15 protein-coding genes are annotated in these 17,770 nt (G+C 64.4%); 9 read left to right on the top strand and 6 right to left on the bottom strand.

The window, feature by feature from the left end; all coding sequences use genetic code 11:
- Nucleotides 1-19: 19 nt before the first annotated feature.
- The 7 genes from RND64_RS17075 to RND64_RS17045 all read left to right on the top strand — a co-directional run bounded on the left by RND64_RS17075 (nt 20) and on the right by RND64_RS17045 (nt 6,485).
- Nucleotides 20-1,258: a cytochrome P450 gene (locus RND64_RS17075; RefSeq protein ID WP_049698755.1), complete on the top strand. Its 1,239-nt coding sequence runs from the start codon at nt 20-22 to the stop codon at nt 1,256-1,258.
- Nucleotides 1,258-2,088, top strand: a complete 831-nt coding sequence (locus RND64_RS17070) for an SDR family oxidoreductase (protein WP_049698756.1) — start codon at nt 1,258-1,260, stop codon at nt 2,086-2,088. Before RND64_RS17075 ends, RND64_RS17070 begins: the two co-directional genes overlap by 1 nt.
- Entirely contained in the window at nt 2,085-3,446 is a 1,362-nt protein-coding gene (locus tag RND64_RS17065) for a cytochrome P450 (protein ID WP_049698757.1), read from the top strand. The genes RND64_RS17070 and RND64_RS17065 overlap by 4 nt, the downstream gene beginning before the upstream one ends.
- Nucleotides 3,447-3,455: 9 nt before the next feature.
- The gene (locus RND64_RS17060; RefSeq protein ID WP_049698758.1) at nt 3,456-3,656 is read left to right on the top strand and encodes a ferredoxin; all 201 of its coding nucleotides are present in this window, start codon (nt 3,456-3,458) and stop codon (nt 3,654-3,656) included.
- A gap of 96 nt (nt 3,657-3,752) precedes the next feature.
- Entirely contained in the window at nt 3,753-4,295 is a 543-nt protein-coding gene (locus tag RND64_RS17055) for a nuclear transport factor 2 family protein (protein ID WP_049698759.1), read from the top strand.
- A gap of 8 nt (nt 4,296-4,303) precedes the next feature.
- Complete coding sequence (locus RND64_RS17050; protein ID WP_049699022.1) at nt 4,304-5,569, top strand: hypothetical protein; 1,266 nt, start codon at nt 4,304-4,306, stop codon at nt 5,567-5,569.
- A 28-nt stretch (nt 5,570-5,597) separates the two neighbouring features.
- Nucleotides 5,598-6,485, top strand: coding sequence for an SDR family NAD(P)-dependent oxidoreductase (locus tag RND64_RS17045; protein WP_049698760.1), 888 nt, complete (start codon nt 5,598-5,600; stop codon nt 6,483-6,485).
- A gap of 75 nt (nt 6,486-6,560) precedes the next feature.
- On the opposite strand, the gene RND64_RS17040 is transcribed toward RND64_RS17045, so the two are convergent.
- Nucleotides 6,561-7,631, bottom strand: a complete 1,071-nt coding sequence (locus tag RND64_RS17040) for a porin PorA family protein (RefSeq protein ID WP_049698761.1) — start codon at nt 7,629-7,631, stop codon at nt 6,561-6,563.
- Nucleotides 7,632-7,843: 212 nt separating this feature from the next.
- Between RND64_RS17040 and RND64_RS17035 the strand changes: the two genes are divergently transcribed.
- On the top strand, nt 7,844-8,458 hold the full coding sequence (locus tag RND64_RS17035) for a TetR family transcriptional regulator (protein WP_049698762.1): 615 nt from the start codon (nt 7,844-7,846) through the stop codon (nt 8,456-8,458).
- Between the two features lie 24 nt (nt 8,459-8,482).
- Here RND64_RS17035 and RND64_RS17030 read toward each other — a convergent pair whose 3' ends face one another.
- From RND64_RS17030 to RND64_RS17010, 5 genes are all read right to left on the bottom strand, one after another.
- Nucleotides 8,483-9,508: an NAD-dependent epimerase/dehydratase family protein gene (locus RND64_RS17030; RefSeq protein ID WP_049698763.1), complete on the bottom strand. Its 1,026-nt coding sequence runs from the start codon at nt 9,506-9,508 to the stop codon at nt 8,483-8,485.
- Nucleotides 9,505-10,596, bottom strand: a complete 1,092-nt coding sequence (locus tag RND64_RS17025) for a phosphotransferase family protein (protein ID WP_049698764.1) — start codon at nt 10,594-10,596, stop codon at nt 9,505-9,507. Before RND64_RS17025 ends, RND64_RS17030 begins: the two co-directional genes overlap by 4 nt.
- Complete coding sequence (locus tag RND64_RS17020) at nt 10,593-11,699, bottom strand: TIGR03857 family LLM class F420-dependent oxidoreductase (RefSeq protein WP_049699023.1); 1,107 nt, start codon at nt 11,697-11,699, stop codon at nt 10,593-10,595. The genes RND64_RS17025 and RND64_RS17020 overlap by 4 nt, the downstream gene beginning before the upstream one ends.
- Before the next feature lie 19 nt (nt 11,700-11,718).
- A complete protein-coding gene (gene fadD1 / locus RND64_RS17015; protein WP_049698765.1) occupies nt 11,719-13,308 on the bottom strand; it encodes a fatty-acid--CoA ligase FadD1 in 1,590 nt (529 codons plus the stop codon).
- An 88-nt stretch (nt 13,309-13,396) separates the two neighbouring features.
- A complete protein-coding gene (locus RND64_RS17010; protein ID WP_235434340.1) occupies nt 13,397-13,882 on the bottom strand; it encodes a hypothetical protein in 486 nt (161 codons plus the stop codon).
- A 403-nt stretch (nt 13,883-14,285) separates the two neighbouring features.
- On the opposite strand from RND64_RS17010, the gene car reads away from it, so the two are divergent.
- A complete protein-coding gene (gene car, locus RND64_RS17005; RefSeq protein WP_049698767.1) occupies nt 14,286-17,732 on the top strand; it encodes a carboxylic acid reductase in 3,447 nt (1,148 codons plus the stop codon).
- The last annotated feature ends 38 nt before the right edge of the window (nt 17,733-17,770 follow it).

Below are 17,770 nucleotides of genomic sequence, written 5' to 3'. Positions count from 1 at the left end.
CGTCAATGGAGGTTCATCGATGACCGAGACCGCAATGGTCGCGGGGATGCAGCAGCAGATTCCTTTCGATCCCTATGCCTACGACTTCCACGAGGATCCGTACCCGACGTACGCACGACTGCGCGAGCAGGCGCCGGTGTACTACAACTCGGACCTGGATTTCTGGGCGCTTGCCGGTCACGACGATGTGCGAAACGCATTCCGCGACAGCACAAATCTGTCCAACGCGTGGGGCGTGTCGATGGACCCCTCGTCGTACGGACCGGACGCACACAAGTCGATGTCGTTTCTCGCCATGGACGATCCCAAGCACATGCGAATCCGCAAACTCGTATCGAAGGGCTTCACCCCGCGCCGGGTCAACGATCTCGCCGGCCGGATCACCGCACTGACACACCATCATTGGAGTTCGTGCCTCGACAAGGGCGAGTTCGATTACGTCGCCGACTTCGCCGGACTGCTCCCGATGGACGTCGTATCGGAAATGCTCGGTGTTCCCGAATCCGACCGCGCGTACCTGCGGAAGCAGTCCGACCTGTTGCTCCACCGCGAGGAGGGTGTCCTCGACATCCCCGAGGCGGCCGTCTACGCCTACCTCGAGTTGCACAAGTACTACTCCGCGCTCATCGCCGAGCGGCGCAGCAACCTCGGCGACGACCTCGTCTCCGCGCTCATCACCGCCGAGATCGACGACGACGAGACCGGCGAGAAGACCACACTGACCGAGGACGAGATCGTCGGATTCATGGTCCTCATGGTGGTCGCCGGCAACGAGACGACCACCAAACTGCTTGCCAACGCGCTGTACTGGGGCTGGCGCAATCCTGATGAGCTCGCCAAGGTGCTCGCAGATCCCGAAGCGGTGCCGCAGTGGACCGAAGAGACACTGCGCTACGACAATTCGACCCAGATGGTGCTGCGCAGAGTCGCTGGAGACGTCACCTACGGTGGGCAGGTCATTCCAGAAGGGCAGCGGGTACTACTCCTCGTCGGCTCGGCGAACCGCGACGAGAATGTATTCGACGACGCGTCGTCGTACCGCATCGGCCGTGACTGCAGCCCGGCATTGATGAGTTTCGGTATGGGAGCACACTTCTGCCTCGGCGCGCATCTCGCGCGGCTCGAGGCGAATATCGGTCTCGCCGAGGTTGTTCGGTCGATTCGCTCGGTCGACATCGACATCTCCAATGCCGAACGTGTGCACTCGGTGAACGTGCGCGGGTTCGCGTCACTCCCGGTGAAGGTGACGGTGCGCTGATGGCACACATACCTCATCCGGAGCGTCGGCCCGTACTGATTGCGGGGGCGTCGTCGGGAATCGGGGCCGCGACGGCCGAATACCTCGCCGCCGCAGGCTATCCCGTCGCCTTGGCTGCTCGACGTGTCGACAAGCTGCAGGAGCTCGCCGACATGATCTCGGGTGCCGGTGGCGAGGCGGTCGCCGTCCCACTCGACGTCACCGACGACGCGTCGGTGCGTGACTGCGTCGCGAAAGCCCAAGCAGCGCTAGGTCCGATCGAGATCGCGGTTGCCGGAGCCGGCGACCTCGACGTCGGGCTCTCCTATGAGATGAGCGAAACGGATTTCGCGTCTCAGGTCGACATTCACCTCGTGGGTGCACATCGGCTCTATCGGAACATCGTCCCCGGGATGATCGACCGCGGCCGTGGCGATTTCGTCTTCATCGGATCCGACGTCGCGGTGCGTCCACGGCCATGGTCGTCGGCCTATGTCGCGGCGAAGACGGGCGTCGACGGTTTGGTTGCCACAGCGCAACTCGAACTCGAGGGCACGGGCGTCCGCGCCAGCATCGTCCGTCCGGGCCAGACCATCACCGGCATGGGTTTCAATCTCGCGCCCGAGGTGATGGAGAAGATGCTCAACTCGTGGATCACCCACGGACTTGCCAGACACGGCAATTTCCTTGCACCAGAACATATTGCCCAGGCGATCTCGGCGATCGTCGGCATGCCGCGCGGTGCGCACATGCGCGTCGTCGAGGTCGAGGCCGAGGGCGCCATCCCCCGCAACAAGAGCGGTGGGGGAGCAGACATGACCGGAGACCAGACGACCGGAGGCACGAAATGAGCACACTGACGACACCGAAACGAGTGTCCGGTGGCGACGGAGAGCACGGACACCTCGACGAACTGGCAGCCGACCCGATCGGACTGTTCTGGCGCGTGCGCGACGAGTGCGGAGACGTCGGGCAGTTCCAGCTCGCCGACCGCGAGGTGGTGCTGGTGTCAGGTGCCGCGGCCAACGAGGACTTCTTCCGCGCACCCGAGGAGGACCTCGACCAAGCGGCGGCATATCCCTTCATGACACCGGTTTTCGGTGAGGGAGTCGTCTTCGACGCGAGTCCGGAGGAGCGATCCAAAGCGATCCACAACGCGGCGCTCAAGGGCCCGCACATGAAGCAGCACGCGGTGACGATTCCCAACGAGGTCGAACGCATCATCGCCCGGTGGGGTGACGAAGGCGAGATCGATCTGCTGGAGTTCTTCGGTGAACTGACGCTCTACACCTCGTCGGCGTGTCTGATCGGCCGCAAGTTCCGTGAACAACTCGACAAGCGGGTCTCGGAGTTGTTCCACGACCTCGAGAAGGGCACCGACCCGATCGCCTACGTCGACATGCACGCCGACATCGAGAGCTTCCGCAAGCGCGACTCCGCGCGGGCGGAGCTCGTCGACTTCATCCAGAGCATCATGAACGAGCGCATTGCGCGCCGCGATGACAGCTCCGATGAGGACAAGGATGATCGCGACCTCATGGACGTGCTCATCCAGGTGGGCTTCGACGCCGACACCATCACCGGGATGTTTATTTCGATGATGTTCGCGGGTCACCACACCACACAGGGCACCGCCGCATGGACCCTGATCGAACTGTTGCGCAACCCCGACTACATGCAGCGCGTCTACGACGAACTCGACGAGATCTACCGCGACACACCGGCGGGCGAGCGACCGGAGTACACCTTCGCTCACACCAGGCAGATGCCGCAGCTCGAGAACGCGCTCAAGGAGTCGCTGCGCCTGCACCCGCCGCTGATCATCCTGATGCGCCTGGTGCAGCAGGACTTTCAGGTCGACGACTTCGAAGTTCGTGCGGGGCAGACGATTGCGGTATCGCCCGCGGTATCGAATCGATTGCCCGACGATTTTCCCGAGCCCGACGCCTTCGACCCCGACCGTTATGTGAAGCCGCGTCAGGAAGATCTCGCCAACCGCTGGACGTGGATTCCCTTCGGCGCCGGCCGACACCGTTGCGTGGGCGCACAATTCGCGATCATGCAACTCAAGGCGATCTTCTCGGTGCTGTTTCAGAACTACGAGTTCGAGATGTCCCAGCCGTCGGATTCCTACCGCAACGACCACTCGAAGATGGTGGTGCAACTCGCACAGCCGTGCCGGGTGCGCTACCGCAGACGGCAGAAGTAGGAGGGCGACATGCGCATCGAGGTCGACCTCGACATCTGCCAGGGGCACGGCATGTGTCAGATGGAGGCACCGGACGTGTTCGAGGCCGAGGTCGATCACGTCGACATCCTCGAACCACAGCCCGACGAGAGCAAACGCGCCGAGGTGGAAGCCGCCGTGCAGTACTGCCCCACCCAGGCCCTGCGGATCGTCGAAGACAGCAGGGCGTGAGAAGCGCAGCACAGCGTGAGAACACAGCGCGACCCGAGAACACAGCGACTTGAGAACACAGCAGTGCCTGAAGAACAGCGAACGAGAGGTGACGTCATGGCATTCGACCGTGCAGAGCTCGAAGAGATGAAGGAACGGTGGCTCGAGGCGAACATCGTCGCCGAGCAGGCCGGTGACTGGAAACCGCTGGCCGACTTCTATACCGAGGACGCCACCTACGGTTGGAACTATGGTCCGGACAAGGACTTCATGGCCGTCGGCCGCGATGAGATCCGCGAGATCGCGCTCGGTCAGGAGATGGAGGGTCTCGAAGGGTGGACCTATCCGTATCAGGAATGGGTGATCGACGACCGCACCGGTTCGATGATCGGCCTGTGGAAGCAGGTCTACGACCGTAAGCGTGAGGACGGGACCCCGTACGCACTCGAAGGCATTCAGGGAAGCTGGTTCAAATACGGCGGAAACTTCCAATTCCGTTGGCAGCGTGACTTCTTCGACTACGGCAATGTGTCGGCGCTGTTCATCGAACTGCTGAAGGAGAACGCGATGAGCGACGGGATGCTCAAGCGGATCGAAAAGGCCACCGGCGACCAGCCCGGCTGGTATCCGTTCGGCAAGGCGCCCGTCGAGTTCTGGTGATTCACGAGATGTCAACAGCCCGCACGTACTCGGATCTCACCGCTCCGCAACTCGCGACGATCGTGCCTGAACTCCTGCTGTCCGGTCAGTTGATCGACCGCAGCGGAATGGCCCATCTCATCAGTGCTTTCGGTCGGGAGACAATGGCGCAGATCGCCATTGAGGAGTGGATGGCCGCGAGCCCCGTCTACACCCATCGCATGCGGGACGCGCTCTGCGTCGATGGCGACGGTGTTGCCGACATGTTCAAATGCCTGCAACTCGACATCGGTGCGCCGCCGCAGTTCATGGACTTCCGCTACGAGATCGACGACGAGTACCACGGCTCCTTCGTGCTCAATCACTGTGGGGCACTGATGGATGTCGAGCCGCTCGGCGACGACTACGTGACCGCGATGTGTCACGACATCGAGGACCCGACCTTCGACGCCACCGCCATCGCGACGAATCGTCGGGCGCGGATCAGGCCCATTCACCGGCCGCCTCGCAGGCCGGCCGACCAACACCCGCACTGCGCATGGACCGTGACAATCGAACCAGAACGCGACGAGCTTCCACTGCCACCCGACGCCGAGGAGATGTTCACCAGACGAGCGGCATCCGTCGAGTTGAGCGCGATCGACACGACCGCGACGGACGGGCGCGTCGACTATCGCGGAGACCTGTGTGACGACCTCCAGTTCCGCGAATGGTCGCATACCGCGCTCGTCCGGATCGCGGAAGAGGTTGCGCTGCAGCATCAGTTGCTCGCCCTTGGCTTCCTCGTGTCATTGCGTCGCTATGCCGACAGCCCCGAACAGGTTGACGAGATCTATCGCAAACAGCTGACCGGTATCGCCGGCCTGGCGGCAGATCGACTGCGCAGCGCATTGGCGCTCGCCCCCGACGCGCAGGGTTTGGCCACCGTGATCTCGCTGATCCCCGTGCTCGGACCCGTGCAGTACACCGGCGTGACGGCGCGGGTCGTCGGAGATGGTGTCGTACTGGCCATTCCGCATGAGTCCGACGCACGATCCGATGGCGGTTGGCTCACACTGTTCGACGCCGAGCACCTCGAACCACTGCAGGCGATCGCCACGGGTGTCGACGCGCACTGGAACGTCGAGGCCGTCACCGACACCGGCCACGCCCTTGAGGTCACGTTCGCGCTCACCGACGACGAACGGTCGGAGTCCGGCGAGGTGGCCATCGCACGATTCAGTTCCGGTGCCGCATGGGAGTTCGTCGATAGGGGTCGGTCACTACCTATCACTCCGATCGGCAGTCCGGTCTGATGGTCGCGCACTGCGCTATCGAGATCTGATGGCGGCCGACGTCCCGATCGACGCGCACCTGTCCGGGCGCGTCGCGATCATCGCGGGCTCGACGCGGGGGATCGGTCTGAACGTCGCGTATGCCCTTGCAGGGCGCGGGGTCTCGCTGGTGGTGAATGGCCGCGACGCGAGAGCCGTCGACGACACGGTCGCCGAGATCACGGGTGGCGGTGGCTACGCGGTGGGTGTCTGCGGGTCAGCGGGCGACGAGGGCGTCGCCGAGCGCATGGTTACGGCGGCACTCGATGCGTTCGGCGCACTCGACATCGCCGTCAACTGTGCCGGCATAGCCGAACCCGCGGGGTCGACGATTCTGACCATCACGCCCGCCGAGTTCCGCGAGCAGGTCGACGCGCATCTGATGAGCGCCTTCTTCCTGACTCAGTCTGCTGCACGGGTTTTCGTCGGACAGCGGTCGGGATCGATCGTGTTGACCGGCTCGGCCGCGTCGTTGGGAACGTTCGGCGGAAGTGGCTATCCCGCGGCGAAAGGCGGCGTGAACGCTCTCGCGCTCGCCGCGTCGGGCGATCTGATGAGTTCCGGAGTGCGCGTCAATGTCGTGATGCCCGGAGCGAAGTCGAGACTGTCGTCGGGACCGGACTACGTCAGACACATCGAAAGCCTGCATGCGAGAGGCATACTGGACGACTTCACCCGCGACGCGGCGCTCGATCCGGCACCGCCGGAATACGTTGCCCAGCTCTACACATTCCTCGCGAGCGATGCCGCCGCCAAGATCACCGGCCAGATCTTCACGGCGTCGGGGGGTTTCATCGGTCGATACGATCCGCACCAGCCGACGTTTGTCGCCTACCGCGACCATAAAGACACGGAGCCATACAGTTTGGCGGAGTTGGCCGGTCTGCTCTCCGAGTGAGTGTGTCGAGAAGATCGGTATGGGGTTTGCGCCCGATTGCGGCACAAACCCCATACCAACTCGGCATCTACGAGATCAGTTCGCGGAACCGACGAGCGGCGGTTCGGTTGCGGTGGGACCGTGCGATTGCGGATCGTCGTAAGTCCTGCGCGGGCGACGCAGATAGACCACGGCCGCGAGGACGAGAAGAAGGAGTCCGACGATCCCCAGTGCGATCGGCGTCCAGAAGAACGTCGTGCGCAGAGTCTGACGCGCGTCCCTGGCGTCGTTGGCGAGCGCCGTCAGTGTGGCGTCGTCGAATCGTAGGTCGGCGTTGATCGCGTCGACCTTGAACGAATCATCGGCTGACCGTGCGTAATACGCGTGCGGGGTGGTGTGTGTGTCGACGGTGGTGCCGCTCGTCGGCTCGACCCACATGTCGCGGGTGTTGCTGTAGAAGAGCTTCATGGTGACCGGCTCCGTGGCTCCGCCGGGGATGCCCCACTTGAATGCGGGCATGGTGATCTGAGTCTGCTGGTTGACGCCGTGCGTCTGTGTGGTGTCCACCCCTGTGACCTCGCCACGGAAGTGATAGGTCTTGACGCCGTTGATCTCTCGTGTGTCGTTGACGTACTTCATGGTGATCGGGGTGTGCCCGCGGAGCTCATAGAGCGTGTGGTCCGACTTGTCCGTGCCGATGGGGAAGGTGAACAGTGTTCCGGCATAACTGGACTCGTTCGACGGTGTTGTCGCAGGCGCGGTGATCAGGGTCGGTTCGGGACTCGACGCGACCTTGTATGTCGTGCGATCGATCGTGCCCGCCAACGTATCGAGTCCGAACACTCCCGCCTGGCCTGCCACGTCGGACCGGCGACTGGTCACCGTGGTCGTGGTGGCCGCCGTGTCGTCGGTTGCACCGGGTGAGCTTTGGTTACGCGTGATGATCTCGATGGGCACGTCGGCGGTGGTGGCGACCGGCGTTGCCGTGGTGAACGATGCCCTGTCGATGAGTGTGCCCTGACCAGCCAGTACCGCGGTGCGGTCGAGATTGGTGGGGAACAGCGCGGTGTTGCTGCGGATGACGGTCGGCAGAAGTGCCGCGACGACGAGACAGACGACGCCGAGCAGGCCGAGGATCGCGGTCAGGAGAGTCCGCTTCTTACTCATGTGATTTCCTCATCTCGAGGTGGGCTGAGCCGGCGGATCACCGCAGAAGGCTCAGGTGACTAACGAAGTGCAATGTGGCCGGGGTCACATTGAGCGAATAGTGTCATACAGGGCTCTATGAGGTGTGGCGATCCGGGAAAGACATAGATAGATCTATGTGATCGTGATTTCGTGGCCGAGGTGAGGCCGTCGAATTCGCTAGTATTCGAAAGATGGTTGTCAGTGCCAAAGGGACGCGGCTGAACAAGCGGGGTATCGAGACCCGCAGACAGGTGATCGACGCCGCGATCGACGCGCTCGCCGCAGCCCGTGGCGGAGACCCGGTGAGCGCGAATCTCGTTGCGAGACAGGCGGGTGTCACCTGGGGGACCATGCAGCACCAGTTCGGAGACGTCGACGGACTGTGGGCCGCGGTGCTCGACCACATCGTCGACGTCTGGCAGCCTGCACCCGATCCGCTCGACGCCACGATGTCGGCGCCCGAGCGGATCGAGATCATGGTCGAGCGATTCTGGCGCGCACTCGCGGCCAGGGAGGGACGCGCGGTGGAAAACCTGCGGCAGATGCTTCCGGGCGACCCCTCGGCTCTCGAAAAATCTTATCCCGCAACGGCGGCGGCTATGGCGGCATGGGAGCAGCGGTGGGCGGCGGCGTATGCGCGCTTCTTCGACGGACTCGACGTCGACGCGACCAAATCGCAACGGGTGCAGTCATTTCTGCCAGGTGCCCTGCGAGGGTTGTGGTCGGAATCGAATCTGTCGACCTACACCGACGTCGAGGCGGGGCGTCGTGGACTTGTCGAGGCGATCGTCGCGTACCTGTGCTGATGCCCGAATTCCGCGGAGCGGCGCTCATGCCGGTCGCTCGGTGGGCTCGCCGGCGCGGCGTCGACGCTGCTCTGCACGCTCGATCCAGTACCGTGCGCCGTCGGCTATCGCCTCGGTGACCGGTCGCGGTTGCCATCCGAGTTCGCGAACCGCTTTGTCGTGGCTCATCTCTGGAATGCAGTGCATCAGACGCACCGTACCGATGCGCAACTTGCCCGGGGTACGGGTAAGTGTCGACTTCGCCGACCCGACCGCGCCGGCGGCATAGAGCGCGGCGCGGCCCAGCACAGGTCTGGGCGCGGCACGTCCAGCGGTTGTCGCTGCAACACGGATGACCTCGCCGAGATCGATCGACCGCTCCGAAACGATGTAGCGTTCGCCATTGCGTCCATGCTCCGCAGCGAGGACGAGCGCGTCCGCTGCATCGTCGATACCGACCGACTCACAACGCATTCCACGTATGCCGAAGGGCAGCTTCCCGAGTGCGGCGCCCGCGACGAACGACCCGTGGGGGGTGGGTACGACATCGCCTGCGCCGTAGGTGTTCGAGACGCACATCGCGACGAGCGGTACGTCGTGCTCACGCGCATAGCTGAGTGCGAGTCGCTCAGCGGCGACCCGCGACCGCACATAGTCTGTTGCCCTGCGGTCCCAGTTGAACTCAGTGGCCTCGTCCGCAAGACCGGACTCGGGTATTCCGATCGTCGCCATCGTGCTGGTGAAGACAAAGCGGCGCAGTGAAATACGTGCAGCAACCTCCAGTACGGAGCGGAGGAGCTCGACGTTGGTCTCGTACAGCGGTGCGGGGTCAAGGAGCCATGCCCGGGTGTCCACGGCACAGTGATAGACGTCGGTACACCCCGACATCGCATCGGCGACTGAGTCTGCGTGATTCAATTCCCCGACATGTCGGTCGACGTCGAGGTCGTCGATCGTGCGTGTGTCGCTGCTGGGGCGCACCAGGATTCGTACGTCTTCGCCCGATTCGACCAACCGACGCGTCAGCGTCGAACCGAGGAATCCGCTCGCCCCGATTACCAGGCTGGTCATCTCAGACGCTCCGGGTCGAGATCGGCGACGGCTGCCGCCGTGCGTTCGAGCATCACACTGAACATCGTGTCACCTCTGTCGGTTGGTTGTGCCGCTGCGGCGCCGAAGACGATGATCAGCGGAGCCTGGATGAGGTTGTCGACGTAGTCGCGCCAGCAGTCGTCGAATGTGTAGTCGAGGACGCTCGACTGGTTGCCGGGTGTCGACAGCGCAGCGCCCCATGCGCGCAACGCGTGGTGGTAGTCGGTGACGATGCGTCGCTCATGCACTCTGCGGTCGTCCGGGGTGAGACTCGTCGCGAGAAGAAAAGCGATGTCGCGCAGCGGATTGCCTGTGGTGATCGTCTGCCAGTCGAGTATTGACAGCGACCCGTCACCACGGAGCATGACGTTGTCGGCGCGCAGGTCGCCGTGGATGAGCGCGAAGTGCTCAGCAGGTGTTCGTATCCACGGACCTGCGTCGCGGACGAGCCAGTCGACGACCGACGACTGCGCAGCGTTCAAGGTGAAACGTGAACGGAACACGTCGGTCATCGGGTCGAGGAGTGACTCCATCACGTCGCAATCGTCCGGCGTCGGGAGGGGAAAGTCGTCGAGCAGTGTTGTGTCGTCCCAGCGCGGACCGTGCAACCCGGCGGCCGCAACCGCGACAGATCGGACCTCGTCTGCACTGCACCCGGCGATCTGATCGCCTTGGCGACCGTCGGCGATGTCTTCGAGGAGCAAGACGAACTCACTTCCCGAATCGGAACAGATCGTTGCGAATACCGCGGGCGTCGGCACCCGGAAGGTCGAGACGAGTTCGCGATAGAAGCGGACCTCGTTTCGGAAAGCGCCGGAGCCGAACTCGCGCTGGGCGGCCGGTCCCGTTGCCAGCTTGGCCACCATTGTGTCGGGAAGGCGGCACGGCGTTGCATAGCGCAGCGCGAGGCGAAACGAACTCGCCATCTGTCCGGTTCCGACGGGCGTTGCGTCGACTTCGACAACCTGTGCGTCGTCGTAGCCGCGTGCGCGGAGCAGAGCGGTCAGCCAGTCGGGGGTGACGTTGCTGATGTCCGTGGGTATTTCGGCGGGTAGGTGAGTGGTCACTGGCCTGCTCCCCGCGGTGTCATCCGTCCTGGATTCGCGGGCAGCTCACGCATGGCAGGCGGGCGCTTCGCGCGGTAAGCGTCGATCACCGGCGCCAGCTCGGTCGGGGTCGCACCGTGCAGGATGACAGAGTCGACGCCGAGGTCGAACTGCTTGGCTATCGCTGTGGCGCGGTCGGACGACGACCCGACGGCGCTGTCGGCGACCCAATGTTGCGGAATCGCCTGCGCGAGTTCGTCGAGCTGTTCGGCCGTCGCGGTGGCGTCGATGGGTCCGGTGGCGTCAGAGAATGCCGACGTCGCGCGAACACGATCGAGATCCGCTGTGCTCCAGCGGTTTGTGCGCATCAGTGCATCGGGGTAGCCCTGCAGGTAGGTGGCGAGACGGCCGTAGAGCCTGCGTAGCCGGTCCTCGTCCGCGAGCTCGTCGCCGACGGTTGCCAACACCGACCAGATCCGAATCGTGTCCGGATCGCGGCCCGCACGTCTGGCCGAATCGCGCACGGTGGCAACTGCGTTCGACGTCGCGGCGTCGTCGAGAAAGGTGTGCAGGACTACGCCGTCGGCGATACGTCCTGCCAACTCGAGAGTCCGCTGGCTCATGGTCACCAGCAGAATGGGCACGGACGCCACGGTGACACCGAGATTCAGCAGTGGATAGGAGCCTGCGGGGCCGTCGTGGCCGACGATCATCTCGCCGCGCCAGAGTCGACGCAGCACGTCGGCGATATCGGCCAACTGTGCACCGGTCACGTCGTCGATTCCGAGGATCTGCCATTGCGCGGCGATACCCCTCCCCAGGCCGAGTGCGAACCGGTTGTTGGTCAGCTCGGTGAGGGTTGCGGCCATCGTGGCGGTGATGATGGGATGCCTGGTGTTGTGATTGGTTGCGGCAGTAGCGATTCCCATGCGGGTCGTCGCTGCACCGAGTGCTCCGCTGAGGACGGCGGCATCCTTGATGTTGAATCTTTCGGACACGAACGCGGTGCCGAGCCCGATGCGCTCCGCCAACCTCGCCTCATCGACGAGGTTGGCAGGGCTGACCGGATGCTTCGAGAGTGCGTAGTAGCCGAGTTCGGAGAGCATGGACTTCTCCGCAAGCATCGGTGTCACCGCCGAGATGTCACACGCTCGCGGGCGACGCCGCACGGTATTCCGTGCCGCGCGGTTCGCGTACCCACAGGGTGTCGTCGCCCGCGCTCAAGCCTTCGTGTTTGAGCTGGCGTTTGACGATCTTGTTGGTTGCCGTCGTCGGCAGGTCATCGGCGATCCGGACGTACCGAGGCCATGCTTTGGGTGACAGATCAGGCTGTGCTGCAAGGAATTGCGCGAACTCGTCGGGGGCCAGGGAACTGCCGTCGGTGAGAATGACGGCAGCCATGACCGCATCGCCAACCTGATCGTCGGGAACCGCGTAGACGGCGACCTGACTGATGTCAGGCAGGCGGAGAAGGATTCGCTCGATGGGGCCCGCCGTCATGTTCTCGCCGTCGACACGCATCCAGTCGCCGGTTCGGCCCGCGAGGTAGAGCCATCCGTCGCCGTCCTTGTAGGCGAGGTCGCCTGACCAGTACATGCCGTCGCGGAGTCGCTCCGACGTGGTCGCGGGGTCGTTGTAGTAGCCGGTGAACATGCCTGCGCCGTAGGTGTTCACGATCTCGCCGATCGCGTCGTCGGCGTTGACGAGTGCACCGGTGTCGTCGAATTGCGCTGGTGGGCATTCGGTTCCGGTTGCGGGGTTGTAGACGGCGACGCCTGGGAAACCCTTGCCGACGGAGCCGCGCGGAGTTCCGGGTTCGCGGGTGATGATGATCGCCAACTCGGTGGAGCCGAACCCGTCCCAGACCTGGCAGTCGAAGCGTCTTGCGAAGTCGTCGATGTCGCGGTCGGTGGCTTCGTTGCCGAACGCGGCGCGCAGTGTGTTGTCTGCGTCGTCGGGTTGCTCGGGAGTCGCGAGGATGTAGGCGAGAGGTTTGCCGACGTAGTTCATGTAGGTGACGCCGTAGCGCCGGACGTCGTCGAGGAATCGTGACGCAGAGAATCTGGCGGGCACCATCGCCGCGCCGGAAACGGCTGCGACGCAATAGCCTCCGAGGAGCGCTGCGGAGTGGAAGAGCGGCATCGACAGGTAGCAGATGTCGTCGGACGTGATGCCGAAGCGCTCGGCCAGGGGCGGCCCGGCGAAGGGAACGAGCATGTGCGCCAACTGAACCGGCTTCGGGTTGCCGCTCGTGCCCGAGGTGAAGATCAGCATGAAGGGGTCGGTCGCGGTCGGTACCGAGTGCGGGGTCAGCTCTCCCGCGTCGGCGAGAAGTCGGGGCCACTCGGCGGATGATGTGTTGATGACCTCGACTCCGGGGAGGTCGAGGCCGTCGAGGAGTGGAAGGTGCTCGGCGTCGGTGAGCAGGATCTGGCAGTCGCCGCGCACGATGTCGTTGGCGAGAGCCTCGCCGCGTCGAGTGTTGTTGATCCCGACCGTCACGTACCCGCCGAGTGCGCCTGCGGCGAGCGCGATGAGCATCGCGGGACTGTTGTCGAGCAGGACGCCGATGTGCATCGGGCGCTCGGTGTCGGCGCGGCCGAGGACGGTGGCCGCGGTGCGCCGCGCGTCGTCGAGGTATTCGCGCCACGTCCAGCGACTGTCGTCGTACAGGATCGCGAGGGAGTCGTCGTTGTCACGGTCGATCAGGAGTTCAGTCACGGTCTGCGCCATGCGCCAAATCTAGAACCTGTTCTACGACGAGGTATACAGATTCGAGAAATTGTCTACCAACGCGTGGCGACGCCTCGCGACGTGGTGGTCAGCGCGAGATGGTGCCGCTTCCGGGACTCAGGGTGAAGGTCGCGCCGCCGCGTCCGACGACGCTCGTGGTGAACGAGATCGGTCCCGGCCCGGTCCGTAGTGCGGGGCTGAGCGCAGGCTTGCCCTCCTTGCACGCCGGGAATGTGGTGGTCCCGGACTTCTTGGTGGCCGTGTTGTGCCACTCGAACCCGACGACAGCTGAGCGCAGGCCGGCGGTGCAGGCGTTGCCCGGCATCGGCTCGAGCCATACGCGCAGGGTGTCCGGGTCGGGCGACGCCGCCGCGATCGGGGCGACGAACGCCGCAAACGGGACGTCGCCGCTGGTCGCGATGCCAGCGTTCGGGGTCTGCGAGATCGACGACGCCGGGATCTGCGGATCGGCCGCCGGCGCCGCGTGCGCGGATCCGGCCGTGGCCAGGAGCGTCGACGCTGCCGCTAGTCCGACGGCGGTTGCGAGCGCAGCGCGATGAATTGTTCGTCCCACTGGTATCACCAGCCCCTTCTGTCACAGTTGGGATCTACGGTACCAGCGCGCGGCCCGCGGCGGCAGGGGGCGCTTGGGGTGGGGCGAGGGCCTGGCCGCCCGCGGTGCCTGCGTGCAGAAAGTAGGGGAAGGAATCCTTCCGCGGGTCTCGTACCTTTTCTCGAGACGTTGCGCGGGGAAACGTCGGGGGGTCGGGGAAAGAGTCCTTCCCCTACTTTCTGACTGACTTGCGGCCGCGCGCCCCGGGTCGACGCGATACGCGCATACGGCGCAGAAGTGTCGGATTCGCGGCATCTGCGGGTGAGATGGCTCACCGATCGTGGCAGAACGTCGATTCAGGGGAGAACAGTGGAGATGTATTACTTCGCATGTCTAATTATCGTCCATTGTTCGGAGGTTGTTGATGTCCACCCAGCTATCCACCGATCCTGCTGCCGCGGTGTCGGCGCAGAGCCCCGACTCCGACGTCGCTGCCCGCCTCCTGGAGGCGATGTCGGTCGAGGGTGCGCTTCGAGTTCTCTATGAGGGGTACGCCGACCGTCCCGCGCTCGGATTCCACGACGCGGATCGCGAATCACGCTGGTCCACAGTAAGTTTCCGTGAGCTCGGTAGTCGGGTTTCGGTTGTCGCATCGCTCCTGTGTGACGCGGCCGGTGTCGAGTCCGGTGATCGGGTCGCCACGCTGGGGTTCACCAGCGCCGACTACACGGCGGTGAGTCTGGCAATTCTCGGTCCACTCCACGCTGTCGAGGTGCCGTTGCAATCAGGGGCCGCAGATTCCGTGTTCGCCGACATCCTCGACGAGACCGAGGCCAAAGTCCTTGCGGTGTCGACGAACTCGCTGTCCAGAATCACCGCACTGATCGAGAAGGGCTTGCGCGCCGACCTCACGCATCTCGTCGTCTTCGACGTCTCCGAAGCCGCACTCGATGCCGTCGAGAGTGCGCGCGCTGTAGCGGAGCCGCTCGGAATCTCAGTGCACCTCGTGCAATTCGACGACGAGCCGTCGGCGGCGTACGACGCCCAGGCGGCGCCGCAATCGAGCGTCGAGGCACAACCCGACGACCTTGCCCTGCTGATCTACACCTCCGGCAGCACCGGCGCCCCGAAGGGTGCAATGTACACGCAGGACGCAGTGCTTCGGTTGATCCGACAGGGATTCGGCCTCGAAACAGACCGTGCCACAGACGAATACGCCGCGAGCGAAGACCACGCCTGGGTCACCCTGAACTTTCTGCCGATGAGTCACGTGATGGGCAGAGCGACGCTCATGCGAACGCTCGGCAACGGCGGAACAGCCTATTTCACCGCGCGGCCCGACCTGTCCGAGCTCCTCGACGACCTCGCGGCCGTCGCGCCGACCGAACTGCATTTCGTGCCGCGTATCTGGGAGATGCTGCACCAGCAGTATCTGTCCGAAATCGAGGGCGCCGAGACGGATTCGCACGCCGACGTCCTGACCGCGATGCGGCGCAGCTACTTCGAACGCGCACAACTCGCCGTGACCGGCTCGGCGCCGATCTCGCCCGAGGTCGTCGACTTCGTCGAAAGCATGCTCGACGCTCCGCTTGTCGAGGGCTATGGATCGACCGAGGCGGGTGGCGTCATCCGCAACGGGGCGGTGATCCGGCCGCCGGTTCTCGACTACATGCTCGTCGACGTTCCCGAACTCGGTTATCGCACAACCGATACCCCGCACCCGCGCGGCGAACTGCTCGTCAAGACCACCGACATCTTCGCCGGCTACTATCGTCGACCGGAACTCACCGCGGAAATGTTCGACGACGAGGGCTTCTATCGAACCGGCGACGTCATGGCAGAAACCGGACCCGATCAGCTCGTCTACCTCGACCGTCGGAACAACGTGTTGAAGTTGTCGCAGGGCGAGTTCGTGACGGTTGCGCGCGTCGAAAGCGCGCTGACCTCACCGCCGATCCGTCAGATCTACGTGTACGGCAATAGTTCACGCCCGTACCTGCTGGCCGTCGTCGTGCCAACCGATGACGCCGTCGACGCCGCTTCCGACGACGGGGAACTACACGCGACGCTGTTGCGGGCTGTCCGAGACATCGGGGAGCGCAACGGCCTTGCGCCGGTGGAGATCCCGCGCGACATCATCGTCGAACGTACCGCGTTCTCTGAGGCCAACGGCCTGTTGACCGGGATTCGCAAGCTCGCGCGGCCTCGCCTCAAGGAGGCGTACGGTCCCGCTCTCGAAGACCTGTACCTGCATCTCGCACATGCTCGCGCCGATCGGCTCCGCGATGCGCGGGCATCTGCGGCGGGCAGGCCGACGCTCGATGTGCTGATCGACATCGTCTCGGCCACACTCGATCTCGCCGAGAATGAGGTGACTGCGCACTCGAAGTTCACCGATCTCGGTGGTGACTCGCTGACCGCCGTCACCCTCGGGAACACACTTCGCGACATCTTCGACGCGCAGGTCTCGGTCGGTGTGCTGACCAGTCCGTCCTCCGACCTCGCGGCCATCGCCGACTACATCGACGGACGGGAGGGCGATGCGCGCCCCACGGCAGACACCGTGCACGCCGACCAGCGGCACCTGCGTGCCGACGAGCTCACCGTCGACGCCTTTCTCGACGAGGCGACACTGGTAGGAGCGTCGAGCGTGCCGGCCGCCGACGAGACCGTGTGCGAGGTATTACTCACCGGAGCAACCGGATTCCTCGGTCGATACCTCGCCGTCGAGTGGTTGCGGCGCGTTGCACGCGTCGACGGCCACGTGACCTGTCTGGTCCGTGCCTCCGACGACGAGACCGCCCGGCGACGCCTCGACGCGGTCTTCGATGTCGGCGACGGCCCGCTGCGCGCCGACTACTTGCGGTTGGCGCCAGACCACCTGACAGTTCTCGCGGGTGACAAGGATTCACCGAATCTCGGACTCGACGACCAGGTGTGGAACCGGCTTGCCGCCGATGTCGACCTGATCGTCGACCCGGCCGCACTGGTCAATCATCTGCTGTCCTACCGGGAGTTGTTCGGCCCGAACGTTTCTGGAACAGCAGAGCTCATCCGCCTCGCGTTGACGACGACTCGCAAGCCTTACGTCTACATCTCGACCGTCGGGGTAGCTGACCAGGTCGGCTCCGCGGAGTTGTTGGAGGACACAGACATTCGTGAACTCAGCGCGACGCGCGTGGTACACGACGGCTACGCGAACGGCTACGGCAACAGCAAGTGGGCGGGGGAGGTGCTGCTGGCAGACGCGCACGACCGTTTCGGGCTGCCCGTCAGCGTGTTCCGATGCGACATGATCGTGGCCGACGACAGCGACCTCGGCCAGCTCAACCTCCCGGACATGTTCACGCGCCTGCTGATGAGCGTCATGGCAACAGGCCTCGCACCACGGTCGTTCTACCGGCTCGACGCCGACGGCGGTCGGGGAGCAGCGCATTACGACGCACTGCCCGTCGACTTCCTGGCCGCGGCTATCTCGGCTCTCGCGGTCGGCGACGGTCATGTCACGTACAACGCCGTCAATCCGCACTCCGACGGGATCGACCTCGACACGTTTGTCGGCTGGCTCACCGAGTCCGGCGAAGAGATCGCACTCGTCGACGACTACGACCACTGGTACCGACTCTTCTCCGACGCCCTTGCCGATCTGCCGGAGAAGCAACGTCGACACTCATTGATCCCGCTGCTGCACAACTACGCACAGCCGGTCGAACCTGTCGACGCCGGTGTGGTGAACGCGCCGCTTTTCGCCGCGGCGGTTCGTTCGGGACAGGTGACCACAGCGACGGCCGAATACGCCGACATCCCGCACATCACGTCGCAAGTTGTCGCCAACTACGCGCGCGGGCTGCGAACACTCGGGGTCATCTGAGTGTGATCGGACTCCCTGCGGCCCGGGGCCGAAATCCG

It is taken from the genome of Gordonia sp. w5E2 (genome assembly GCF_036540975.1).
Classification (GTDB): domain Bacteria; phylum Actinomycetota; class Actinomycetes; order Mycobacteriales; family Mycobacteriaceae; genus Gordonia; species Gordonia jacobaea.
The sequence above is the reverse complement of the archived record's forward strand: the minus strand, read 5'-3'. Positions and strand labels throughout refer to the sequence as shown.